General features: G+C 60.2%; 13 protein-coding genes. 7 read left to right on the forward strand and 6 right to left on the reverse strand.

Annotation, left to right across the window (positions count from 1 at the left end; all coding sequences use genetic code 11):
* Positions 1-66 precede the first annotated feature (66 nt).
* The 6 genes from GDA65_07295 to GDA65_07320 all read right to left on the reverse strand — a co-directional run bounded on the left by GDA65_07295 (position 67) and on the right by GDA65_07320 (position 19,817).
* Complete coding sequence (locus tag GDA65_07295) at positions 67-1,998, reverse strand: PAS domain-containing protein (GenBank protein MBA5862497.1); 1,932 nt, start codon at positions 1,996-1,998, stop codon at positions 67-69.
* A complete protein-coding gene (locus GDA65_07300) occupies positions 1,999-13,815 on the reverse strand; it encodes a tandem-95 repeat protein (protein MBA5862498.1) in 11,817 nt (3,938 codons plus the stop codon).
* 116 nt (positions 13,816-13,931) lie between these two features.
* Positions 13,932-16,067: an HlyD family efflux transporter periplasmic adaptor subunit gene (locus GDA65_07305; GenBank protein ID MBA5862499.1), complete on the reverse strand. Its 2,136-nt coding sequence runs from the start codon at positions 16,065-16,067 to the stop codon at positions 13,932-13,934.
* A gap of 3 nt (positions 16,068-16,070) precedes the next feature.
* A complete protein-coding gene (locus GDA65_07310) occupies positions 16,071-17,447 on the reverse strand; it encodes an HlyD family efflux transporter periplasmic adaptor subunit (protein MBA5862500.1) in 1,377 nt (458 codons plus the stop codon).
* Positions 17,448-17,452: 5 nt separating this feature from the next.
* Positions 17,453-18,469 carry an efflux RND transporter periplasmic adaptor subunit gene (locus tag GDA65_07315; protein MBA5862501.1) on the reverse strand — a complete coding sequence of 339 codons (1,017 nt, stop codon included), beginning with the start codon at positions 18,467-18,469 and terminating at the stop codon, positions 17,453-17,455.
* Positions 18,213-19,817 carry a TolC family protein gene (locus tag GDA65_07320; protein ID MBA5862502.1) on the reverse strand — a complete coding sequence of 535 codons (1,605 nt, stop codon included), beginning with the start codon at positions 19,815-19,817 and terminating at the stop codon, positions 18,213-18,215. The genes GDA65_07315 and GDA65_07320 overlap by 257 nt, the downstream gene beginning before the upstream one ends.
* 284 nt (positions 19,818-20,101) lie before the next feature.
* On the opposite strand from GDA65_07320, the gene GDA65_07325 reads away from it, so the two are divergent.
* The 7 genes from GDA65_07325 (at position 20,102) to GDA65_07355 (ending at position 25,017) form a co-directional block, all read left to right on the forward strand.
* Positions 20,102-20,524 (forward strand): hypothetical protein, encoded by a 423-nt coding sequence (locus GDA65_07325; GenBank protein MBA5862503.1) that lies wholly within the window; start codon positions 20,102-20,104, stop codon positions 20,522-20,524.
* Positions 20,525-20,663: 139 nt separating this feature from the next.
* A complete protein-coding gene (locus GDA65_07330; protein ID MBA5862504.1) occupies positions 20,664-21,431 on the forward strand; it encodes a tetratricopeptide repeat protein in 768 nt (255 codons plus the stop codon).
* Between the two features lie 66 nt (positions 21,432-21,497).
* Complete coding sequence (locus GDA65_07335; GenBank protein MBA5862505.1) at positions 21,498-21,815, forward strand: tetratricopeptide repeat protein; 318 nt, start codon at positions 21,498-21,500, stop codon at positions 21,813-21,815.
* 17 nt (positions 21,816-21,832) lie between these two features.
* Positions 21,833-22,033 (forward strand): hypothetical protein, encoded by a 201-nt coding sequence (locus GDA65_07340; GenBank protein MBA5862506.1) that lies wholly within the window; start codon positions 21,833-21,835, stop codon positions 22,031-22,033.
* 158 nt (positions 22,034-22,191) lie between these two features.
* Positions 22,192-23,271, forward strand: a complete 1,080-nt coding sequence (locus GDA65_07345; protein MBA5862507.1) for a hypothetical protein — start codon at positions 22,192-22,194, stop codon at positions 23,269-23,271.
* A gap of 127 nt (positions 23,272-23,398) precedes the next feature.
* Complete coding sequence (locus GDA65_07350) at positions 23,399-24,004, forward strand: sigma-70 family RNA polymerase sigma factor (protein MBA5862508.1); 606 nt, start codon at positions 23,399-23,401, stop codon at positions 24,002-24,004.
* Entirely contained in the window at positions 24,001-25,017 is a 1,017-nt protein-coding gene (locus tag GDA65_07355) for a hypothetical protein (GenBank protein ID MBA5862509.1), read from the forward strand. The genes GDA65_07350 and GDA65_07355 overlap by 4 nt, the downstream gene beginning before the upstream one ends.
* The last annotated feature ends 27 nt before the right edge of the window (positions 25,018-25,044 follow it).

Raw genomic sequence — 25,044 nt, forward strand, 5'->3', positions numbered from 1 at the left:
CCGTGACATGCCGGGTCCCTCCGGGTCCGAACCGGACACAACGAGAATGAGACCGCACCGCTTGCGTCATGCCGCCACCGCCAATGCCTGAATAGGGAGATCCAACGTGAACGTGGCTCCAAGACCTTCTCCGGAGCTGGACGCGTTCAACGATCCGCCCAACTTCTTCGCGGCCAGCGCCGCACTATGGAGACCGATTCCGTGGCCTTCCTTGCGCGTCGTAAACCCCTGCGTAAACAGGCGGGGGAGGTTTGCGGGAGCAATGCCGACGCCGGAATCGATGACTTCGAAGCGAACATACCCGGGACGATCGGCGGCCGCCCCCAGCCGCAGCAGCAACCGGTGCGGGTGCAGACCAGGCGCCGCCTCGATCATCGCGTTCTTGGCGTTGGTCACGAGATTGACCAGGATCTGCAAGACTTGATGTTGATCCGTTAGCCCTGGAGGCAGCTGTGCATATTCTTGCACGATCGCAATGCCGGCCATTTCCAACGCCACTCGATTGATCTCAAGCGCCTGATCGAACACCTCCGAGAACAGCACCGGCTCCAGGACGACCTCGCCAGGACGCGCAAGATCCACTTGACGCGTCACAACCTGACGGATATGGTCGATGTGTTTGCCCAAGGCGCTCAACTCTTTCTCCACCACCGCCGAATTCTGGACGACCGCCTCCGCCACCATCGACAGATACGTCGGAATCTGCTGTCCCTTGGGATCCTGGGTGAGAAAGGCAGCCATGTCGTGGCGATGCTCCCGTAATAGTGCCGCAAGCAGGGCGACATCATGAACGGGCGATTGCCGGAGCGTCTTCCCGACGACCTCGACGGAGACATTGATGCTGTTCAAGACATTCCCAACATTGTGGAGCACCGTCGACGCCACATCGGCCATTCCGACCCGGCGGGACGTTTCCATGAGCTTCTTGCTCAAGAGTTCGCGCTCCACCTGAATTTTCTGTCGTTCCTGTATTTCGTGTTGCAAGGTCGTATTCGTCACTTCCAATTCGTCGTTTTGTCGCATCACCTGCATTCTCGACGATTCCAATTCCCCGATCGCCTGTCGGAGTTGATCGTTGGCCTGTTCCAGTTCAGTGACATCGCTAAAGGACGTCATGCATCCTCGCAACTCGCCCTGTTCGCCGAGAATCGCCGCGGCATGGACCACAAATCGCTTGACGTCCCCGTTCGGGAGGACGCAGCTCATCTTATCTTCGGCTCCCGCGGCCTTCGACTTGAGGACCTGCACCCACGGCAGCGTGGACTCATCTCTGTTTTCCCATGGCAAGCCCGAGAGTAACCGACCGACAAGCCGTTCGGTCTCACACCCGACACGCCTTGAAAAGGACGTATTTGAGAGTACGATGGTTCCGTCCAAATCAAGCATGACGACTCCCTCGGCCAACGTGTCCAACGCGGCCTTCACCCTTGGAGGAACGACCTTTGACGGGTCCAGATGCCGTAAGACCCGCTTGATGAGGAACCAGTAGGCGGGAAACGCCGCAATCGCGACGAAGAGCACGAATCGTATCCATGTCTCGGACAACCCTTCCCACGGCCCCAACCGCCAGGTGTTCGGCGCCACCCGGAACGAGAGGTGCAATACTCCCCAGGGAGACGAACCTTGATAGATCGGCACATGGATGCGAGTCGGGGTCGACGCTTCATGCTCGGCGCCAGTCCAATCAACATGCTTCGCCCCCGCGTGAGCCATCACGGTGCCGTCCATGGTAATCAACGCGGCAGCTTCGACATCGGGGCTTCGCTCCACCAGCGCGTCTAAGGCCAATGCGATCGTCTTCACATCACCCCGTTGAGCTAAGAGTGAATATTGCACAGCCAGGGTTTCACTGAGCGTCTTTCGTTGCCGAAGCTGCTGCTGCTGCTCGTTGGGAATCAATCCCAAAATCGAGTCACCCGCCAGCATAATGCTAATGGTCAAACTGACGAGGCCGATGCTCAGGAGGCTGAGTGGTGAAAGACGTCGCATCACAGTCACTTAGGATCCCGCCGAACGGCGAACCTTGTCGTCCTCTTGGTCTAAGAGTTCCTGCAGCCCCCGGTACTTGCTTTCTTCTTCTCGTGCCACATCTTCCTGCACACGCTTACGCGCGCTCCGTTCTTGACGATGTGAAGCAAGAACCGGCAAGGGATCCAATGTTCGCCAGGCCGGGATTGTTGCAAACAGACTCACGAGCACAGCCGTACTCCGCAACGCCCAGGCGACAAACCCCACGGAGAGCGCCGCGCCGGCCGCAGCGGCGATTCTGGTCATGTGTGTTTGCTGAGCAACGTCAGCCGCTACGGCATCTTCCAGTTCCCCAATCACCGCATCCAACTTGGCAAACAGAAGTTCGCTCAGCACGGCTGGCGAGAGTCGCTCTTCCTGCGCATCCACATGAGTGGCATCTATGGATAACGTAAACGGCGGCGGTGCTGGCTGATCGTCTGCTCTCCCCTCGCGTTCTCCCCGGTGAGTCGGGACTGCAGCCTGGCGCAGCTCCTCCGATCTGAACGTCGTTTCCCGGGATGTCTCTTGCGCCATCCGGACGACACCCCCCCTGGCCGTCGACTGAGCACTAGGCGCAACCGGCTCGACCACGGGCCCTGTCGCAACCGGGGTGAACGGTGCGGAGACCGGTATCGGTGCGGGAGCAATCAGGGGGGTGGTTGGCACGAGAGAGGGTGGCAGTGGTATAGGCGCTCTGCTTTCGGCAACGTCCGTCACGGTTACGTGAAGTGTCTGCGTCGCACTCGCCCCCTGCGCGTCCGTGACTCGGACCTGGACAACATAGACGTTATCTTTATTCGAATCGGTCGGCAGGCTGAAGTCGGGGGGGACGGTAAAACTGAGGGCGCCGGTTGCGGCATCGATCGTAAACAGTGCCTGATCAATTCCGCCGCTCACGCTGTAGGAGAGCGATTGGGCAGGCAGATCAACGTCGTTGCCGCTCACAATCGTGACCGCGCTGACGTGTTCTGCCACGCTGATCGCGGCGGTGGCCCCGCCGCCGGCGCTGATGATCGTCGGCGCATCATTGACCGGCGTAATGGTCAGGGTCACGGTTGCGGCCCCCAACAAGCCTCCCGATCCATCGCTCACGGTAAAGGTAAAACTGTCGCCGGTGCTTTCTGATCCGTCGTGCACATAGACCAGACGATTCGATGCAATATCGGCTTGAGTGAACGATGTCGCGGACATACCCGGCGCCGACGTCAATTCAAGGCGGCCGTATGCGGGACCGGTACCGATCGAGTAGGTCAATTGCGCAGCGGCATGATCCGCGTCTGAAACGGCCAGCTCGCTGCTGTCAATCGTGTCCGTCCCTCCCTCCAGAGCTGTGCTGCCGGAATTCACCACGAGCACCGGCGCGTCGTTGACGGCCGTGACATTGATGGTGAGGGTATTAGGCATGGGATCGTAGGCATTGCTGCTGTCTCGTACAGAAAAGGTGAAGCTGGCATAGCCGGTCCCATTGGCGTTGGCTGCCGGTGTAAAGCACAAATTGCCCGCGCCGATATCGGCCACCGTAATGAGTTGCCCGGCCGTGACAGGCACGCCGGATACGGTCAGGGTCCCTGCAGCCGGCACGGTCTCGATGCGCACTGCACTGAGGCTGTCGCCCGCATCCACATCGCTGAATCCAAAATTGCCGGTGGTGAACGTATGGGAGGTGTCTTCAGCGAGCGTAATCGTGGCATCCGCTCCCGTCGGCGCTTCATTCACGTTGGTCAGGTTGATTGTGAACGTCTCGTCGTACGTCAGCCCCCCGCTGTCCGTCACCCGCACCGTCACATTGTGGCTGGTGGCGGCTTCGTAGTTCAGCAGCGACCCGTCAGCCACGGTGATCTGGCCTGTGCTGCCGTTGATGGCAAACCGTCCCCCGGCGCTGTCCGTCAGGCTGTAGGCCGTTGTGTCGCCGCTATCCGGGTCCGTCCCGCTCACCGTCCCCACCACGGTGCCGTTTGCGGCATTCTCGGCGACCTGGTTCGCCGAGAGACTCAGATCCGTTGGCGCATCGTTCACCGGCGTCACGGTAATGGTCGCCATTCCAGGTGTCGCGTCATAGGCCCCCCAGTCGTCCTTCGCAGAAAATTGAAACGTCGTGTTTCCATTCCAATCAGCGGTTGGCTTGAAATAGAGCGTAAGGGCATTCCCGGTTGCGACATAATCTGTCCCCGTCGCAACGGCGAGTGTGCAGGCGGCATCCTGATAGAGAGAACCGTTGGCCGGTAACGATTCCAAGCGGAATTGGTTGACTGTCCCATCGACATCACTCCCGGTAAGGGTGACAGCGATCGCGGTAGCGTCTTCGGGGCCGCTGGCGGTCACATTGTCGGTCACGGGTGCATCGGCCCAAGCAACGACCTGCACTTGGCGCGTCGCTGCCGCACTACTGGCTGTCCCGTCCGTCACGGAGAAAGAAACTGTTCGGACGGAGATCGTAGGATTGTCGCTTGTATTCTGATAGGTAATGGATCGGAGCGCCGTCTGGTACTCCGCAACCGTGGCGGCCCCGCTCAAGGTCAGGGTGCCTGTGGCACTGTCCCATGATCCGGTGATGCCAAGTTGGTTCGTAAATGCCAGCACATCCTGAGTACTGTTGTAGGCCACAGTAACCTGCACGGTGGCTCCAGTCAGAGTAGCGCTATCAACATCCGACAGGGTGACGCCCGCATCGATAATCACGGGGGAAGCGTTCTCATTGTATTGCACGGAACCACCGCTCATCGTCACGGTGGGCGCTTCGTTCACGTTGGTCAGGTTGATTGTGAACGTCTCGTCGTACGTCAGCCCGCCGCTGTCCGTCACCCGCACCGTCACGTTGTGGCTGGTGGCGGCTTCGTAGTTCAGCAGCGACCCGTCAGCCACGGTGATCTGGCCTGTGCTGCCGTTGATGGCAAACCGTCCCCCGGCGCTGTCCGTCAGGCTGTAGGCCGTTGTGTCGCCGCTATCCGGGTCCGTCCCGCTCACCGTCCCTACCACCGTCCCGTTCGCGGCATTCTCGGCAACCTGGTTCGCCGAGAGACTCAGATCCGTCGGCGCGTCATTGACCGGGGTGACCGCGATCTTAAAGATGGTTTCCGACAGAGCCCCGCCTGCGCCATCCTCCACCACGAAGGCCACGCTGTCGGACGTGGTCTCGCTTCCGTCGTGCAGATACTCCACGATCCCGATATCGATATCCTCCTGGGTAAAAGAGTCCTTCAACCCCAGCGGCGTGCCTTTCAGCAGAAACGTCCCGTTGGCTGGAAGCGACGTGAGCGTATAGCGTAGTTCGCTAGGCAGGTTGTCGGCATCCGTCACCTGAAGATTCTTGGTCGTCAGGACAAACGACCCGCCTTCATCAACCGTTCCCCCTTCGTTGACATTCAGGATAGGGGCGTCATTGACGGGAACCACCGTGATGCTGAAGGTTGATTCCTTTATTGCTCCGCCTGCCCCATCATCGACGATGAAGGTCAGGCTGTCGGAGGTCGTTTCATTACCGTCATGAATATATTCAATGATACCGTTGTCGATATCAGCCTGGGTGAATGAATCTTTTATCCCAAGAGGAACACCCTTCATCAGCAAAGCGCCGTTTCCAGGCACCGATGTGAGGATAAACCGTATTTCGCCCGATGAGTTATCGACATCCGTCACCTGAAGGTTCTTACCGGTCAGCACGATCGAGCTGCCTTCATCAACCGTTGCACCTTGGTTGACGCTGAGAACTGGCGCATCGTTGACCGGCGTCACGCTCACGTCGATGGTGTCGGTTGCACTGGAGAACGCCGTCGTCCCCCCGTTGCTCGCCGCACTCACCTTGCTGCCCGCCGTCCCGCTCGTCTGGTCCCACGCCCGCACGGTCAACACCGCGCTGCTCGTCCCGTTGTAATCGGCGCTCGGGGAAAAATAGAGCCGCGTACTCGCATTGTCCGCTAAGAGCAGCGCCGACGTATTACTCACCGTCCCCACCGCCTTCCACGTCGTGCCCCCATTCGTCGTGTAGTGCCAGGTCCCGTTCGTCTCGGTGCTCCCGGTGATCGCAATGCCCTTGACCGCCGCGCTGTCCACATCGGTAATCCCACCCGTGAACGCACTGATGGCCGAGCCAACGGCCCCACTTGGCGCGCCTGCATCTTCCGCCACGGTAATGGACAAGGCGGTGTCCGACAGCACCGGTGCATCATTCACCGCCGTCACGGTCACGGTCACCGTCGCGGTCTCCGGCACGCCCCCGCTCGTGATGGTGTAGGTAAAGCTGTCGGTCCCGGTGAAGTTCGCGGTCGGCGTGTAGGTCACGGTCCCGTTCGCCAGGTACGTCACGCTCCCGTTCGCCCCTTGCGTCACGTTCGTCAGCACCGGCGTGCCTTCAAAGCTGTCCGCCGTCGCCCCGTTCGTCCCCGTCAGCACGTTCGCGCTGATCGCCGTATCCTCCGCCGTCGTCAGACTGTCGGCGGTGATGTCCGCCACCGGCGTCACGCTCAGCGTGATCACTTGCGTGCTGCTGGTGCCCGCATCGTCGGTGATGGTCACGGTGAAGCTGTCGCTGCCGTGAAAGTCGGCCGTGGGCGTGTAGCTCCACAGGCCTGTCGCCGGATTGATGCTCGCCGTCCCGTTCGTCGCATTGGCGCTCACCGTATACACGCTGCCGTCGCTCAGCCCGTCGGCATCGGTCGCCGTCAGGGTCCCGGTCAGGGTCGTGTCTTCATTGCCCGTCCCGCTCGTGCCCCCCGTCACCACGGTCGGATCGTTGACCGCCGTGATGGTGACCGTCGTGCTCCCCGTGATACTCAGCGCTCCACCGCTCCCCTGACTGCCGCCGTTGCCGTCGTTGAAGGTCCAATTGATCTGAGCTGAGCTCGGCGGCGCATCGCTGCTGTTGCTGTACGCAACCTGTTGCATCGCCGCATTCACCAACGCATTGGTCGCGCCGCTGTTGAACGTAAACACGAGCGTGCCACCGCTGTTGGTGTAGGTCCCGATCGTGGTGCCCCCCACCACCACGTTCCCGCTCGCCGCCGAGATGGAGGAAAGGGTGCCCGTCGCACTGTACACATCTTGGCTATTGGCCCCGCCATTGCGGGAGAGCGTCAGGGTCGCCCCATTGAAACTATTTGCCGCACTCAGCTCGGCATCGAAGATCCGCACATCGGCGTCCAGCACCACCGGCGAGCCACCTTCGGTGAAGGTCGGTGCGCCGTCAAGGGTGTTGGTCAACGTGGCGCCAAATTGAGGGTCGAGGGACCCATCCGTGTTGTACCGGAGCAGGGCGATGTCATAATCGGTGCCATTCCAGGTTTTTCCGGAGACGACGATCTTGCCGTCTGATTGAATCGCAACGGCCAACCCCTCATCTCCCCCTGACCCGATCGCGGTGGTGACCACCCCGTCACCACCGCCGAAGCTGGTGTCCAATGTCCCATTGCTGTTGTACCGCACCACCGCGACATCATGATTGCTGCCATTATCGGTGCATCCAACCACGACAATCTTGCCGTCACTTTGAAGGGCAAGATCATACCCGCTGTCGGCACCGGATCCGAGACTCGTGACAACTGTTCCCGTTCCGCCAAGACTCGTATCGAGTGACCCATCGGTGTTATAGCGGATAAGCACGATCTCGTTGCCTGAATACCCAGCGGCTACCAGCTTTCCGTCCGCCTGAACTGCCAGACCGAAAAGCGATTCAAAGCCGGACCCATCGGCACTGGTGGTGACCTTCCCCCCGGTCCCGAAACCTGTATCCAGAGACCCATCACTGTTGTACCGGGCAATCGTCAAGTCATAATTGCCGCCGCCTCCCGCAACGACGATCTTGCCGTCCGGCTGAACGACCAAGCTGTTCAGCACATCGCTCGCGCTCCCGCCAAAGGTGGTGGTCACGATGCCATTACTGCCGAAGCTGGTATCCAGTGATCCATCGGCAAGGTACCGAGCGACCATAAAATCGAGTCCGGCTCCGGTGGTATAGCCTCCTACGAGGATCTTGCCGTCCGCCTGCACCACCACTGTAGTTGCAGCATCATTGGAGCTCAGGTCGGTGGTCACGACGCCATCGCCCCCGCCAAAACTCGTATCCGGTGAGCCGTCGGCGTTCAAACGCACCAACAGAAAGTCGTTCTGAGAAGCAGGATAGGAATAGCCTACAAGAAGGATCTTCCCGTCCGCTTGCAACGTCAGACCATCTCCGCTCTGCTGAACAGCAGCAGGTAGGCGATAAATTCCGCCGCCGGCAAAACTGGTATCAAGAGAGCCATCGCTGTTATAGCGTGTCACGGTCATCGCCGAGGGGCTCCCGGAAGTCCCAACCACCAGAATCTTTCCATCCGGCTGCACCACCACATCCTCGCCGGCTTCGTTGAAAATCACATCCGTCGTGACGATCCCACCACCAACCGTAAACGTGGGACCTTCGTTGACATTCGTGAGATTAATCGTGAAGCTCTCGTTGTAGGTGAGGCCCCCGCTATCCGTTACCCGCACCGTCACGGTGTGACTCGTCGCACTCTCGTAATTCAGCAGACTGCTGTCGGCGACCGTGATCACACCGGTCGCACTATTGATGGCAAACCGTCCTCCCGCACTATCGGTAAAACTATAGGTCTTGGTGTCGCCGCTATCCGGGTCAGTCCCGCTCACCGTCCCCACCACCGTCCCATTCGCCGCGTTCTCCGCCACCGTATTTGCCGAGAGACTCAGATCCGTTGGCGCGTCGTTGACCGGCGTCACGCTCACGTCGATGGTGTCGGTCGCACTGGAGAATGCCGTCGTCCCCCCGTTGCTCGCCGCGCTCACCTTGCTCCCCGCCGTCCCGCTCGTCTGGTCCCACGCCCGCACTGTCAACGCCGCGCTGCTCGTCCCGTTGTAATCAGCGCTCGGGGAAAAATAGAGCCGCGTACTCGCATTGTCCGCTAAGAGCAGCGCCGACGTATTGCTCACCGTTCCCACCGCCGTCCACGTCGTGCCCCCGTTTGTCGTGTAGTACCAGGTCCCGTTCGTCTCGGTGCTCCCGGTGATCGCGATGCCCTTGACCGCCCCGCTATCCACGTCCGTGATGCCCCCCGTGAACGCACTCACCAAACTGCCAACGGCCCCACTTGGCGCGCCTGCGTCTTCCGCCACGGTAATGGACAAGGCGGTATCCGCCAGCACCGGCGCATCGTTCACCGCCGTCACGGTAATCGCCACCGTATCGGTGTCGGTGAAAGACACATCAGTAGCAAGCGAGGCGATTTCTCCAGCAGTCAGCACTCGATTATAAACGCCCACGCTGTCGAGACTGCCCGTCGCGTACCACTTTCCGCCCCCCGAATCCTGATTGCGGCCTATAGCCATCGAATCAAGGCTGGTCACACTGGAAAAGAAGTGTTGGGTTGTTGAATTTCCCGTATCGTAGGTCAATTGACCAGCCGTCGCGAGCTGCCCATCGACGTACAGGCTATTCCCGGACGCCCCGACCGTCACGGCCACGTGATGCCAGTTGCCGTCGTTGATCCTGATATCGCTCTTATACACGGCTAATTGCATGACGCCATTCTCCATCACCTCGTAGGTCAGGTAGCCGGAGGCGCCTAGAAACAGCGAGGCGTAACTGCCGGTATCAGCCGTGTCGGAGATCGAGAAGATCGTTTCAAACGTGCCGGTGGCTTTGATCCATCCTGAAATGGTTCCTTCCGTGAAACCTGCATAATCCGCCGTATAGGCAGACAGATCCGCATAATCATTCACGCCATCGAGTGACAGGACTTGGCCGCGTGTGCCATCAGTCGTAATCACCGCACCATTGAACAGCGTCGCGTTTTGTGCAGGACCTGGGCTGGTATCGTTGGCATCGCCGCTGAATTCATACCACCCTTGCAGGTTGGCATCGGTCTTCAGGCTGAGCAACGTGGAGTCCAGTGTGCTGAGTGTCAACACCGTCCCGCCGCTATACTGAGAATTCGGAGTATAGGTCAGCCCATTAAGCGCGGTATTGAGGTTCGTCACCGTACCTCGAATAGTCATTGAGCTATCGCTTGTGCCGTCGCCCCTTACAAATGTCAGGCCGGACGTACTCGCCAGTGTGAGGGTACCGTTCGTCACGGATAGGGTGATCTCAACCGTGCTTCCGCTACCGTCAGGATCGCGGATGCTGATCTGATTGCTGTTACCGGCAGAGAAGACGAGGTTGGTGTCTTCGGTGGTTGTCTGAGCACCCGGAACCGTGTTGCTGGGCGCGTCGTTGACCGGCGTCACGCTCACGTCGATGGTGTCGGTCGCACTGGAGAATGCCGTCGCCCCCCCGTTGCTCGCCGCGCTCACCTTGCTCCCCGCCGTCCCGCTCGTCTGGTCCCACGCCCGCACGGTCAACGCCGCGCTGCTCGTCCCGTTGTAATCGGCGCTCGGGGAAAAATAGAGCCGCGTACTCGCATTGTCCGCTAAGAGCAGCGCCGACGTATTACTCACCGTTCCCACCGCCGTCCACGTCGTGCCCCCGTTTGTCGTGTAGTACCAGGTCCCGTTCGTCTCGGTGCTCCCGGTGATCGCCAGCCCCTTCACCGCCCCGCTATCCACGTCCGTGATGCCCCCCGTGAACGCACTCACCAAACTGCCAACGGCCCCACTTGGCGCGCCTGCATCTTCCGCCACGGTAATGGACAAGGCGGTATCCGCCAGCACCGGCGCATCGTTGGCGTCGAGCACAGTGATAGTCAGTACCTCGTCATAGGTGGAGCCGCCGCTGTCGGTCACGCGCACGGTGATCGCGTGCGAGGTATTGGTCTCGTAGTCGAGAAGTGCGGCGTTCGCAACGGTAATCTCGCCCGTCGTTGAATGAATCGCAAAACGTCCGCCAGCGTTATTGGTCAACGAATACGTCGCCGTGTCGCTGTTGTCGATATCGAACACGCCCACCACATCGGCCACACGGGTGCCATTGACAGCGGATTCCGAGACGGTGGCGTTGCCGGTGGAGAGCACGCGCGAGACCACAGCATAGCCATTGCCGTCAACGTTCTCGCTCTCCCAGGCGACCCGCACTTGTCCGGAGCGCGTCTCGATAGCTTCAGGGAATGCCTGTGTGCCCGCGGTCGTCGTGTTGACCAACACCTCACTGCCGATGCGAGTGCCGCTGGCGTCGAAACGTTGCGCATAGATGCCGCTACCGCTACCATCCCCTGTATCGGACTGCCACATGACGACAAAGCCATCATCCGAACGCGTCACGGTTGGCTCGCTCTGCGTTCCGGCGGTGGATGTGTTCACGGTGAAGGCAGGGACGAGTTCCGTGCCCGCACTGTTGAATATGTGTGCTCTGATGTCGGTGCCCGTACCGTAGACGACCACGAGGTTCCCGTCTCTAAGCCCGGATACGTCAGTGCGGTGACCACCACCGAGCAGAATGTCAGCAGATCGGCCACTCCCGTCGCTGTTCATGATACGCAGATGGCTTTCGAAAGCCGTCCCGGTGTAGGCCCGCCACGCGACGGCAAAGCCCCCATCATTGAGCAACGTGACTTCGGACTGCGCACCAAATAGCGCGCTGCTGTTCTGTAGCGAGCCGACGGTGAACTGCGAGCCTTGCAACACGCCGTTGCGGTCATAGATGCCACCGCGAACCTCGTACGTGCTGCCAGCGGTTTCGTTGCTCCAGACGACCGCGAACCGGTTTGCGTTCAGCGTCTGCACCGCGGGCTGATAGCCCTCGTTGTTGCCATCGGTGCCGGGGCTGACCGTGAACTCGGCGGTGGCGGCAGTGCCGTCGGGGTTGAAGACGCGTGCCTCGGTCCAGGCGCGCACCCCACTCGTCTGGTCCTGCCAGGCGACAACGAAACCGCCGTCCGAGAAGGTCGAAATCGAGGGGCCTGTTTCGTTGTCGGCAACTTCTGTCGTGACGAGGAATTCGGCGCCGACTTTGGCGCCTGCCTCGTTGAAGCGCTGACCATAGATGCCTGTGCCACTCCCATCCTGGCCATTCGAAACCCAGACCGCCACATACCCCCCGGCAGGTAGTGCCGCAATAGCAGGCTGATTCTGATCGCTCGTGACATAGGTGTTAACCACCGACTCGGCCGTCGATTCCGAGTCGAAGACGATGTCCGATGGCGCGTTGTTGGATGCTCCGACGCTGATTGTCACCGTATCGGCATGCGTCGTGGTCCCATCAGAAACCACAACGACAAATTGAAGCGTGGTGGCAGAACTTGGAGCCGTAAAGGTTGGGGAGGCTGCGGTAGAACTACTCAGCGTGACCTTTGTTCCTTCAATCTGCGTCCATTGGTACGTCAGCGGGTTGCCATCCCGGTCGGAACTTGCGGCAGCGGTGAGTGTCACGGTTGAATTCATGGCGACCGCTTGGTCCGGCCCTGCATCTGCCAGGGGGCCATGGTTACCCACCGTCGCAGCAGTGATGACGGATTCGACATTTGAGTGATTAATTGTAAAGACGTCCCCGCCACCACGATCGACGGTGATAACGCCGCCGCTGTTGGTGATGGTGGCAGTCGAAAACTCGCTCAGATCGATGATATCGGTCCCACTACTACCATCAACGGTATAGACATCACCAGACAGCGCTCCCGTAAACCGGAACACATCCACGCCGGTCCCGCCCACCATCTGATCGTTTCCCCCGCCGCCGATGATTAGATTCTTTCCTACAGCACTCCCTCCATCCAGATAGTCGTTGCCAGCCCCCCCGAGAATCACATCATCGTCGCTGTTGCCAGAGAGCGTGTCGTTCCCGGTGCCGCCGACCAGAATATCGTTACCGCTTCCTCCCTGGAGCGTATCGTCGCCTCCAGCCCCATACATGATGTCGGCGCCTCCGCCGGCTGCAGTCGGTGTATTGTTAGCCGAGTCTCCCACATACCAGTCGTTCCCCGCCGGCCCCGCAATGACGGCTCCCGTACTGGCATTCATCCAGGTTTCTGCCAGCAAGCCTTTCCAGTTCACTTGGACCTCGTCGGTTACAGCAAGGGTCGCTTCGATAGACCCTGTTTGTGTCTCGAGCACCCAATCACCGCCAAATTCCGCCGAGCCGGTCGAATCAGTGCTCGAGGCAACATCGGCGCCAGTCAACTGGCTGAGCTGGGTGACCGCCTCCTGTCCGATAGGCCCTTCTGAAAAATTGCACCCGTACACCAAAATGTCGGCCGACTCCGAGAGACTCTGCTTAATCGAGGCCAGTTCATCGGCATATTCCTCGACCATCGAGGCCTGAGTGAGGGTTCCGGTCCCGAGATTCAGTCGGCCTTGATCGCCGTGACTGATGAGATGGATTGCGTCAATACTGGTACGGCCGGCTAACGATTCTGCAATCTGCTCCATCCCATCGCGTGTGGCGTCGAGCACAATGACTTCAATGTGTGGTCCCATTCCGGCAACAATGTCTTTATAGTCCGGCACGGTCGGGTCGACGAAGGCAATTTCAGTGGGAGAGTCTGTCGGCAAAAACGTCGTAAGCGCCTGGACGAGATCCCCGCTTTCAGCGGGTCCCGTGTCCGAGCCGCCTTCCTCCGCATGCGCCTCCGCAGAAAGCGCTGCCTCGGCTTGCTTCTGCGCGACCTGTTCCGCGGCAACGTCGGCCGCCGTGGCCGCTGCAGCCGCATCAAACATCAACCGCTGCTCGAGAGACAAACACGACGACTGCAGCGAGCCGGTCTGAAGCGGAGGCTTCGACGACTTGGAGGTATTGGCCTCGTTGCCCTGTTTTTTAAACATGAAGCCGAACCACCCCATCCTGCCCCCTTCTTGGCAGCCCGATTCCCCTCTGTCTTTGTCGGATGAGCACTGTAGGAGCTGAAGTCTGACGGGGAGATCCGAGCAGAGCTTAGGCGAGACTGGCATGCAGGAAATCAAACGGCGTACAACGCACACGAACACGCACAACAGGTTCAACAGGACCGGCTCAGTCGGTGGCCCGCAATAGTCCGATCGTCAACCGTGATCCGGCCCGCTCGCCCTCAGAATCCACTCTCTCGAATCGAGACGGCCGCAACCCGATCCCATATCCGGCCGGCGAGGCTGCGGTTCTGCCCCATGAGCACCGCGTGCCCGGTGACGGCTTGATGCAGGGGTTCCTCGTCATCCAGCACGTCAAACTCGACCCGGTACACGGACTGTTCGGCTTGAAGACGCCCCCGCGCATCTTTCCTGACCGGGACCTCCCCTCCGTAGATCGAGGCGAAATAGGGAACCGACAGATCTTGTTCATCGAGATCCCTGATTTCGAGCAGCCGTGCATGTCTCGTGGCTCGTGTCAGGTCGTCGGGAATGAACCGCGCGTCTTGTCCGGGAGCCAGGAACCGGACATCCTCCACGGATACCAGGGCGAGAAGATGCGTCCGATGGGGATCGACGACATAGGCAACCGGCAGGTCCGTGTTGATCCATCGTCCGGGATAGAGCGACTCCGCGCGATCCGCCACAACCCCCGCGATCGGCGCATGCAGCCGCAGGTTCTGTTGCCGCTCGGCCACCCCATCCAGCTCCGCTTGTTTCACACTCAACGCCTCCCGGATCACCAACGCCTGCGCTCGATCCTCGGTGTTGCCGGCCTGGCGCTGCGTGCGAAGATTCAACCCCTCCAGCTGAATCCTCGCCACCTTTGACGCCTTGTCCAATTCCGGGGTTTCCATCACCAGCAACGTTTCCCCCTGCCGGACGGATTGCCCCGCCATGGCGCTCACCGAGACAATCCGGCCAGGAGCCGGTGGATAAACCGTGGCATAGGACGCCGCTTGCAGCACCGCAGGAATCGAGACGCGGCCGCCCCAGGGAATGAACAGCAGCAGCAGGCCGGCCGCCAGGATGCCCATCGTCACCGCAAACCGGCGGGTCGAGGCATAGAGGGTCCGACGCCCCCACCAGGCCGCCAACTCGCGCCCGATCGGAAAACAGACGAAGAACAGAATCTCAACGAGAAACAACACAATGCCGAGAAGTTTGAAGAAGTAGTGATACACCGTAATCGCGATGCCGGTGAAGAGCACAATCCGGTAACACCACACGGCCCAGGCATAGGCCACCATACGGCTCCGCCTCGATGCGCCGACCACTTCCGGCGGTGGGGCTCCCGGGGCAAACAACAATTCCCGCAATCGCCACTGACCGAGGGCAAACGCGCGATCCTGAAGATTCGGCACCCCGAGTCCGTCGGCCAGCAGGTAATAGCCGTCGAATCGCATCAGCGGATTGAGATTGACCGACAGACTCATGATCCAGCTGGTCGTGGCCACGACGAACGCCATGCTGCGGACGGCGCCGTCCGGCAGGAATCCCCACAGAAACGTCGCCACCGCGGCCAAGCCGAGTTCCGCCAACACGCCGGCCGCCGCCACGGCCAACCGCTTGCGCTTGTCGTTCAACCGGTACGCGTCGCTCACATCGGAGTACAGCACGGGCATCATCACCATGAACGCCACACCGATCGTCGGGACCCGGCACCCGAATCGCGTCGCGGTATAAGCATGGCCAAGTTCATGAACGCCTTTGACCGCGCACAGCACGGCGGCATACATAACCGCGCCGTGCCAATTGAAGAAGTGCAAGAAGGTCGACAGGAACATATCCCACTGGCGACTGACGAGGAACAGGCCGGCACAGGTCAAGGCTCCGAAGACCCAGGCAGCAGCGACGGTATACAACGGCGCAACAAGGGGAAGGGTCATGCGAAGAAACGCGTCGGGGCGGAAGAGCGGAATCTTGATAAAGAGGTAATGGTGCAGCAACCACTGCCACCAGACCTGGCGGCGCGCGGCCTGCTGCGCGACATAATCCTTCGTCTGGCCGCTCGCTGACTGATCGGTGAGATTGTTGGCATAGAGAAATCGGACAAAGTCCTCGACATCCTCGACGCGGAGACGCGAGGTGGTGTCGCGCGCGACAACCTTCACCAACGACTCGATCGTACCGGCGCTCCACCGCTCCAGCAGTTGATACACCTGCCATTCGATCTGAAAGTATTTATTGCGCACCGGATCGACAATCGTCCACGTGGGCACGCCCTCCGGTGACGGCGCCCCGCGAAGAAACTGGAGATTCTTGCGGAGTGGAGGAAGGGGGCGCTCCGTCTGCTGGGCGGGATTGACGCCATCCATAGGTTACAGTCCCAGCAATTGGCGGAGCGCGGTAAACGGACGGCGGAACAACAGGAACGCCAGCGGCCCTTGCTCACCGTACACTTTCGCCGATCCCTGCCAACCGATACGGATTCGGGGGTCAACGGCGGGAAGATCCGCCATGACCCGATAGGCCAGGACATCCCCCGGCAAGACTTCGGCGTGATAACTGGTGCGACTCACCGCGCCCGGAAACGATTCCAGCGGCAGCGCATCGAAGAATGCGATCACCTCCCCGCCTTCATGCAGCAACAGCGCGTCACTCACGGGGAGATCGATGCGCAGCTCGATATGGCCGGGGTCGGCGATTTCCATGATGCGCTCCCCGACCGACACCGGTTTCCCGATCCAGTCAGATTTGTCCGTGTACAGGACCAATCCCGCTTGAGGCGCCCGCACCTCGATCTGCCCCAACATCTCCTGCGCATACTCGAGTTCGGTCTCCTTGAGCGACACCTCCGCCGCCTTCAACGGCACCTCCGCCTTGCGCTGGGGATCGCCGAACCCCGACTGGATGGCCTGGGCATGCTCAGCCCTCGCCACCGCCAGTTGTTGTTCCGTAACCCGGAATTGATTGCGGATATTGGTATCGTCGTACCGGAGCAGCAGGCGATCCTGCTGCACCATCGTATTCGGCGCGACCACCATCTCGGCGATCACCCCGTCCATGGGCGCGCTCACGATGACCGGATCCTGCGCCACCACTTTGACCGGGGCCACCGTCGACATGCGGACCGGAAGACAGAGCAGGCCGACTGCGGCAACCGCTATCAACACGAAGGACGGTCGGGTGAGCCACGCGGTCCACGGAATGTGTCTTTTCGACAGCGCCTTCCACGCATAGGCGAAACTTCCTGACAGGCGGTGTACAATTATGACATCGTTCTCCTGCCAGGGACTCTCCCGCTCAAGCCACAACCCGCCCAACACCGTGTCATCCGGGTGCTTCAATGGACACCAGAGCACGTAACCGTGTACGAATTCCTGCCAGCCGGCACGCAAGGATTCCGGTATGGTTTCCTGATCGACGATGATGGGCAGGTCACTCGGCTGCCCATGGCGCACGGCCTGTACGACCTCTTCCAACCAGACCATCATCGGGGCATCCCGATCGATGACCGCCACACTCGACGCCGCCGTGGCGTGATAGCGGGCCCCGCCAAAATCAGTGGCGCTCAGCAGCACCGCCTGTTCATAGGGAACCAGCCTGCGGGTTTCATTGACGGCGACAAACTGCAGTTCCTGCAACGTCGTCGCCGCCCGCACCTGGCCTTCCAAGTGCGTCAACGTCGCCAGATGAATCAGGGTCGAAATTTCTCGGGACGTTGGTTCCTGAGTGGTGGTCGCCTGCACGCTCATCTCTCCTAGGGCTGCCCTGCGGCAAACTGCGCGGACCCGCTCATCCCGGCAAGAATGTCAGCCGGCAATCGATTGAATACTCCGACGATTTTGATGGTCTGACTGGCCGGATCGACATTGGCGCCGATCTCTTTGACCATCGCCGGGTAACCATGCTGGGTTTCGTCGACCACAAACGTGAACGGAGCCTTTCGTCGCAGCCATGCCAACGCGGACGAGGGCACCACAAGCTCGATTTCCAAACTCGTATCATCCAACACGCTCACTAGCTTGTCGTTCGGAAACACATTTTCGTATTCATTGATCATCACCCCGACGACACGTCCGGAAAAGGGGGCGGTAATATGGCACCCCTTCACGTTCACTTCAGCCACCTTGATGGCCGCCGCCGCCTTTCGCTCTTCCGCCTCAGACACCTCAAGGTCCAGCGTGCTGACGGCATTGAGCGTCATGAGAGAACGATTGTTCTGTGCGGTTTTTTCCTTGGCTTCGTACTCCGCCTTCACCGCCGCGAGTTCGGCCTTGTATTTCTCGCAGTCAAGCTGGACAAGAACCTTTCCCTTTTCAAAACGCTGACCTTCCTTAAAGGGCACCTGGCTGATGCGGCCCTGGACCTGCGCGTACAACACCGCCTGGGCCGCCGCCTTCACAATCCCGCGAATCGCCCCTTTGTCTACCCTCACGACCTGCAACGGGCGCTCGCCTTTTGCCTCACTCGCGAGGGCCGAACCGCCCCCCCATCCCAACGCGAGCAGAGCCATGCCGCTAAGGAACCACGGTGGTCGCATCGTTTTGCCTTTCCCGGGACGCTTCTGGAAAACCGGCTGGCATCGGCTCCCAGAGCTGCCGCAATGAGTCCGCCAAACCGGACAGCGTCTGCTCCGGACCGGACGGTGGCACCGCCTCTTCCCCGACGGCGGACCGAAGGGTGGCATATGCCGTCTCGACTCCCGCTTGCGCCACGTCCAGCCTGACTTCCGCGAGAATCTGATTGACCTTTTCACGCAACAACACCAAATCATTCGTGCTGTTCGTGATCCACAAACTATGGGTGTGCTCGACGATGGCCCGCTGTGTTTCCTGATAGGTTCGAGCATTCCCCAATTCGTCTTTCGCCAATATGAATTGAGCAGCCCCCACATGCACTTCGGTCAAAACGGTCATCGTCAGCGCCAGGCTCTGGGCGTCAAGCACCGCCCGCTGCGCCTCGATCGCCTTGTACTTCGCCGGCACGCGAAAGACTCCCATGAGGTTCCAACTGACCTGGGCGGCATAATTCAACCAGTTTTGATAGAGGAAAAATGAATTCGAGTTATAGTACCCGCCGAACTGCAATTTCATGCTGGGGAACAACTCCAGCAACGTGGCCTTGGCTTCTTTGGCGTTGATCCGTTTTTGATAATCAATCGCCCGCAGCTCCGGTCGGAACGTCAGCGCTTGTTGCTCCAGGCTCTCTGCATCCAGGTTGTCGAGCAGCGGGCTGGCATGACGGGATGGCTGCCGGACCTCGAATTGGACCCCCGGAGGAAGCCCCATCAACGACGCGAGCTGGATCTTGGCCGTGCTGAGTTCGCGGATGAGTTTTTGCACCTCCCGCTGAATATTCAGCATGTCCCTCCGGTAGTTCAACGGAGTGAGGGGCGCCTGAAGTTTACGATCCACAATGGCTTGGCTTTGGCTCAACGCCTTCTCGACCATGCTGTCGAGCTGCCGGACCTGCGGCAACAGCCGCTCGGCGCTGACGGCCCGCCAGAACGCATTCCGCACATCCTGCAACAGCCGAACGGCAATCCGGCGCCGTTCCTCCTCCGCGATCAGCATATTGTCGCCGGCCTGTTTGGCGCGGATGTAGGACAGTCCGAAATCCAGCACATCCCAACTGAGAGACAGATTTCCGCTAAACACGTTCTTGTCCATCGAGGTAAAGGGTTCGAGGATCGGCCGGCCGTCCAGCAACGATTGCGCGCCTCCGCCGGCAAAGTTATTCCGACCGTCAAAGCCCGCATTGACCGCCACCTGCGGCAGCAGCTGGTAATGCGCAACATTAAGTTGCTGGTGCGCCAACGCAGCCTGCATGGCTTTGACCTTGGCGTCGAGGTTGTAGCGAAGGGCCCTGGCCGTCGCCTCATAGAAATCGATCGGCTTCTCGATCGGCTCTTGCTCCTGCAGGATCGCGCGGAGATCCTGGCTGACGCGCCCTTGAATTTCTTCCTTCGTCACAGGGCTTGGCGTGACCATGCAACCGGTCACCAGCAAGGCCGCCACAACGCACCCAACTTGATACACCATCATCCCGCTGCTTCCCAGAAGATCGGACACACTCCACGCCTGGGCCTCCGGCTGACGGCCCATTCCTACATGCTGTACCATCGGTCTCAATGGAGAGAAACTTAAGCGAATGAACAGCGATGACCAGGCACGGCAGGGGCGAAATCAATGAGGATCAGAACGACTTGCGGTGTGACCGTCTCAGGGGAAATGAAGGCGGCTGCAAGGCTCATGACAGCGCATTGCCGGGTTTCCACTTAAGACTGTACCCTATTCCGGGGTTCCGGCTGGTGCCTCAGGCGTCGAACAGCATTGACCTCCTTTCCGCGCACCCAGTATTCTGCAACGAGAGGCGACCATCGACACTCCACACCGGTGAGGACTGCATGCGATTTGATGCCGCGCTGGCCGCGCAAGAGACGTTGCGGGAAGCCGAGGCTGAACTCGGCGCCGACTGGGACGAGGCCATTGAATTGGAAGAGACGTTTTCCTCCAATGCCGGCGCCACGGCGAGGGACGCCTATGAGCAACTGCTTGCGCTGGCCACCCGCCATCCCGGCGCGCACCAGTTCCAGGCGTTCTGCATTTACATCACCTGGCAACAGGTGACCGAGGAAACGATCGCCCGTCATTTTCAAACGGGCATGACCCTCGCAGAGGCGTACCTGGCCTCGCCGGATGGCAAAGATCCCCGGCACCTGAGCCATGTCACGGAACTGCTCGGATCGTTTCGTGCCGGTTTAGGCTTGGACGAAGAAGACGACATCGTCGTGGAATTCCGGAAAGACACGCCCAAGGGTGGAGACTGACGTGAGGCGTGAGACGTCAACCGTGAAACGCACAACGTTCACCGTCCCGGATCGAACGTAAACGGGCATGATCACCCCTGTCCATATGTCTTTCTACGTCAGACGTTTCACCTTTCACGTCTAACGTTTCACGCACTCCATGGCTGAAAACGATAAACATCGCGCACGCATCTTTCTTCATCGAGGCGATCTTGTCCAGGCGCGGGCCGCCTGGGAAGCCGCGGTCAAGGATGACCGCCTTGCGGGAACGCCACGTGAACTCTCGAACAGTCTCGGCAATCTGGGCAACACCCTGGCCCTGGCCGGCGCCTTCGAGGAAGCCGACCGGTGCTACAAGGAAGTGCTCGCCATCCAACGCAACGAGCGCGACCCGCATGCCATTGCCCATACACTCGTGAATCTAGGCAATTTGCACATCGGGGCCGACAAGCCGCAGAAAGCCCGTCCCTACTACCTCGAAGCGCTGGATCTCCTGAAACCGCTCAATGACCATCGCGCGCTGGGCATTCTCTACCACAACCTTGCGTTGGAAGAAGCCCGGCAGCAACAGTGGGATGAATCGGTGCGGCTGTTCACCCAGGCACTGGACTCCCATCGCGTGGTGGGCAATGAAGAGGGTCTGGCCGGAACCTATAGCCAGATGGGAAAAATGTTTCTGGAGAGCGGGCGGTCTGTTGAGGCGGAACGGTGTTTCAACAATGCCACCGAACACTTTATCAAGCTCGGTAATCCGTCCGGAGAGGCTGCGGTGCTCCGGGAACTCGCCGACCTGTATGAAGGCCGGCAGGACACCATTGCCGCGATCCGTTGCGTGGAACGGCTCCATCACCTGGCGCTCGGTACCGGGCGTGCTCCCTCGGCTGCAGACCGGGATCGCCTCGCACGGCTTCGCGCCGCCCATAGCTGATCGAACAGGGGTAGTGGTAAGATTCTCTCCTTATCGCTCGATCAACAACGCTTGACAAGGAGTTCCATGGATATCAGCGCATTTCGTCAGATGGTGGAGAAAAACCCCAAAGGATTTCTGGGCCGATACGGGCTGGGCAATAAGATCCTGCAGGAAGGCGGCAGCATCGAGGAGGCGGCCGAGCACCTCACCGTCGCGACGCAGTTGGATCCCACCCATGTCGCGTCTCACCTTGCCCTTGGACGTGCCCTCGTATCACTGGGAAAGAAGGACGAAGCCAAGCCGGTCTTGAAAGCCGGTATCGACGCGGCGGTTTCTGGCCGATCCAACGGCGGAGTGGACTTAGTGCCGGAACTCCAACAATTGCTACGAACGCTCGGCTGACGCCGGCTGGAGGACCTATGACGCTCGACACAGCCAGACAGAGGATTGAATCCGCCATCAGCCAATATGGTCAGCATGCGGCCATGGCCATTGAACTGGTCATCAACGAAGTCCGCTCCGACATGGGCCGCGAGGCCGTGAACGAACTGATCGATGAATTCGACTTGGAACTCATGTACAACATCGCCCCGATGGAATCCGACTACTCGAACAGCTGAAGCAAGATGGAGTTGACCTGCACAGCCCTTGTAGGGTGCACAAAAAAGCCATCCAACGAGGCCGCAGACGAGGAAGACCCGGAGACGTACGTTCAGAGGTACGTTGAGGAGGATTCCGAGTCGAGAACGACGTTGGGAGTCTTTTTCAGCTGCCTGCTATGCCGCTGATCTGGTGCTCCATCTCCGGTCATGGCTACGGCCATGCGGCGCAAGTCGTGCCGGTGCTCAATGCGCTTGGACGGCTGGTACCGAACCTCAAGGCGCTCCTCCGAACGACGGTTCCCGCTGGCTTTTTCCAGCCTCGCCTTTCCATTCCCTGGGAGTTGAGCTCCGCCCGACAAGATATCGGCTGTATCCAACAGGGGCCGCTGACCATCGATGTCGCAGGCACCTGGGCCGCTCACCGATCCTTGCATACCGAGTGGGACAAGACGATCGACGCGGAAGCAGCCCTCATCCGACAGACCAACCCCACCCTTGTGCTTTCTGATATCTCGCACCTGGGCATCGCCGCCGGCGCCGCCGCCGGAATTCCGACCATCGGGCTCTGCTCCCTCTCCTGGGACCTGGTCCTGGAACCGTTCGTCGATCCTGCTGAACCGGACCATGCCGCCATCATGCGGCAGATCCGCGAGGCCTATGCAAAAGCCGATTGTTTCCTGCGCGTGGCTCCCGGCCTCGCAGTCACCGCCTTTCGAAACCAGCGCGACGTGGGTCCTATCGCGGACCCAACCGAGCGGCAGACCGCCACACTCCATCAGGCCGTCGGGGCGGAGGCATCCGAGAAGGTCATGCTGGTGGGGTTCGGTGGGATTCCTCTGCAAACCCCTCCGTTCGACCAGATGGAGGCGATGCACGGCTTCCGGTTTCTATTTGACGGCCCTGTCCCCGAAGGGCTTCGCCGGGTCTCGTCACTCTCGGCGGTCGGCCTTCCCTTCAAGCAAATCCTGGCGTCGGTGGATCTGGTTCTGACCAAGCCCGGGTACGGCACCACCGTGGAATCCGTCGCGCTCGGCATTCCCGTCGTCTATGTGCGCCGCTACAATTTCGCGGACGAACAATCCCTCGTGGACTACCTGCACCGGCATGGCCGGGGCGCTGAACTCTCTCTCGAGGCCTTCCATCAGGGCCAATGGGAGCCGGCGATCCGGTGTGCCCTGGCCCAATCCCCTGCCACGCCCCCGCCGCCGCTCTCCGGCGCTCACGATGCCGCGGACATCCTGCGTACGTACTTCTAAACAGAGCGCGGCGCTCCTGCTACGCGCGGCGCGCAAACTTACATCCGATTAGTCGTTTTTCTCAGACAGTGTTATAGTGGGCCCAATTCTGATCCAGAGGAATACCGCCCGCGCCCAGGCCGACTGCATGGAATCCGCCTCCCGACAAGCCGCATCCGCAATCGACCCCAAACTGCTGGCCCGCGTGGCGAAGGGTGACCAGCAGGCATTCGGCCAGCTCTACGATCAATCTTCCACCCTGCTGTTCACCCTGGCCTATCGTATCCTCACCGATCGCGATGAGGCGGCGGAACTGCTCCAGGATGTCTATCTTGAAGTCTGGCGGAAAATCGCCAAATACGATGTGGGACGAGGGAGCCCCATCGCCTGGCTGGTGACATTGACCCGCAGCCGCGCGATCGACCGGTTACGCTCACGCACCTCGCGAGGTCAACACATCGTCGCCGACTCGTTCGAGCACCCGCTGGTCTCGGTCACGCCCGACGTCAGTCCAAATCCGTATGAAGCCAGGGAAGATACTGAAATGCGGCAATTGATGGCGAAAGCTATCCTTGATCTGCCGCTCCCACAACAACAGGCGATCGAAATGGCTTTTTACCAGGGACTGACCCATACGGAGATCGCCGCGAAATTGAATCAACCGTTGGGAACCGTGAAGACCAGAATCAAACTGGCCATGTCGAAACTCCGCGCCTCGTTGCACGAGACGCTCCCGCAAGGTCACCAGCTATGACACACGAGGAACTGGAAGAAGCAGTTCCCTTGTATGCGATCGGCGCCCTCGAACGCTCCGAGCGGCAGGCTATCGAAGCGCATCTTCTGTCCGGCTGCGCCGCCTGTCATGCCGCCTTGAAGGATTATCAAACCGTGGCCTCGCTGCTTCCCTTCGGCCTCACCCCGTCCACGCCTCCCAATACGTTGAAAGCGGCAATCCTGATGGCGCCGGCCTGGACCACAAGCCAGGTAGAAACCAAACAACCGGGCCCACGATCCAGTCTGGAACCGGGCGAATGGATGAACCATCTGTTCCCTCCCATCACGCCCGCCCGTTCGTTGCCCTTCCGTCTCGCCATGGGATTCGCTGCCGCCGTGCTGATCTTTGGAGGCGGATATCTCGCCTGGATGAACTATGCGCAGACGGCTCAACGCTCAGGCGAAATTCAACAACTGCAAGCCGCGGTACAACAGGAGGCCTCCCGCGTGGCCGGCCTGCAATCGGAGTTGCGCCAACGCGAACAGACTGTGAATTCACTGAAATCTGATTTGGACCAACGCACGACCGAGGTGGCCGAGCTGCGCGATCAAGTGCTTCAACGGGAGGCCGAGCTGGATGATGCGCATCAACAACTCACTCTGCATGACAGTTCATTGCTGCGGCTTGCCCAGCAAAGCGAAACATTTGTCGCGCTGTTTAAAAATCCAACATCGAAAGTCGTCTTACTATCCGGCTCCGACATGGCGAAATCAGCCGGCGCATTTCTCCTGATCGATCCTGCGAGCAAGAAGGCATGGCTCTACGCCTTCAACTTACCGGCCCTACCGACCGGCAAGGTGTATCAACTCTGGGCCATCGATGACAAACCGGTCAGCGCCGGCGTGTTTGGATTGGATGCAGGGCAGAAGGCTCGCATGTTGATTAAGAATATGGGTGAGTTTCCACGGATGAAGAAATTCGCCGTGACCGTGGAACCGGACGGTGGACGCCCCGAACCGACCGGGGCCATCTATTTGATCGGCCAGACCTAGCCATCAGTTCCCCCGACGAATGCCCCC

The organism is Nitrospira sp. CR1.1, from assembly GCA_014055465.1.
In the GTDB taxonomy this organism is placed as follows: domain Bacteria; phylum Nitrospirota; class Nitrospiria; order Nitrospirales; family Nitrospiraceae; genus Nitrospira_A.

Bases quoted from the DNA above. Each gene is read 5' to 3' on its own strand.
- GDA65_07305 (MBA5862499.1), bottom strand. From the start codon at position 16,067: ATGGATGGCGTCAATCCCGCCCAGCAGACGGAGCGCCCCCTTCCTCCA.
- GDA65_07310 (MBA5862500.1), bottom strand. From the start codon at position 17,447: ATGAGCGTGCAGGCGACCACCACTCAGGAACCAACGTCCCGAGAAATT.
- GDA65_07300 (MBA5862498.1), bottom strand. From the start codon at position 13,815: ATGCCAGTCTCGCCTAAGCTCTGCTCGGATCTCCCCGTCAGACTTCAG.
- GDA65_07355 (MBA5862509.1), top strand. From the start codon at position 24,001: ATGACACACGAGGAACTGGAAGAAGCAGTTCCCTTGTATGCGATCGGC.
- GDA65_07340 (MBA5862506.1), top strand. From the start codon at position 21,833: ATGACGCTCGACACAGCCAGACAGAGGATTGAATCCGCCATCAGCCAA.
- GDA65_07350 (MBA5862508.1), top strand. From the start codon at position 23,399: ATGGAATCCGCCTCCCGACAAGCCGCATCCGCAATCGACCCCAAACTG.
- GDA65_07330 (MBA5862504.1), top strand. From the start codon at position 20,664: ATGGCTGAAAACGATAAACATCGCGCACGCATCTTTCTTCATCGAGGC.
- GDA65_07320 (MBA5862502.1), bottom strand. From the start codon at position 19,817: ATGGTACAGCATGTAGGAATGGGCCGTCAGCCGGAGGCCCAGGCGTGG.
- GDA65_07345 (MBA5862507.1), top strand. From the start codon at position 22,192: ATGCCGCTGATCTGGTGCTCCATCTCCGGTCATGGCTACGGCCATGCG.
- GDA65_07335 (MBA5862505.1), top strand. From the start codon at position 21,498: ATGGATATCAGCGCATTTCGTCAGATGGTGGAGAAAAACCCCAAAGGA.
- GDA65_07315 (MBA5862501.1), bottom strand. From the start codon at position 18,469: ATGATTTGGTGTTGTTGCGTGAAAAGGTCAATCAGATTCTCGCGGAAG.
- GDA65_07325 (MBA5862503.1), top strand. From the start codon at position 20,102: ATGCGATTTGATGCCGCGCTGGCCGCGCAAGAGACGTTGCGGGAAGCC.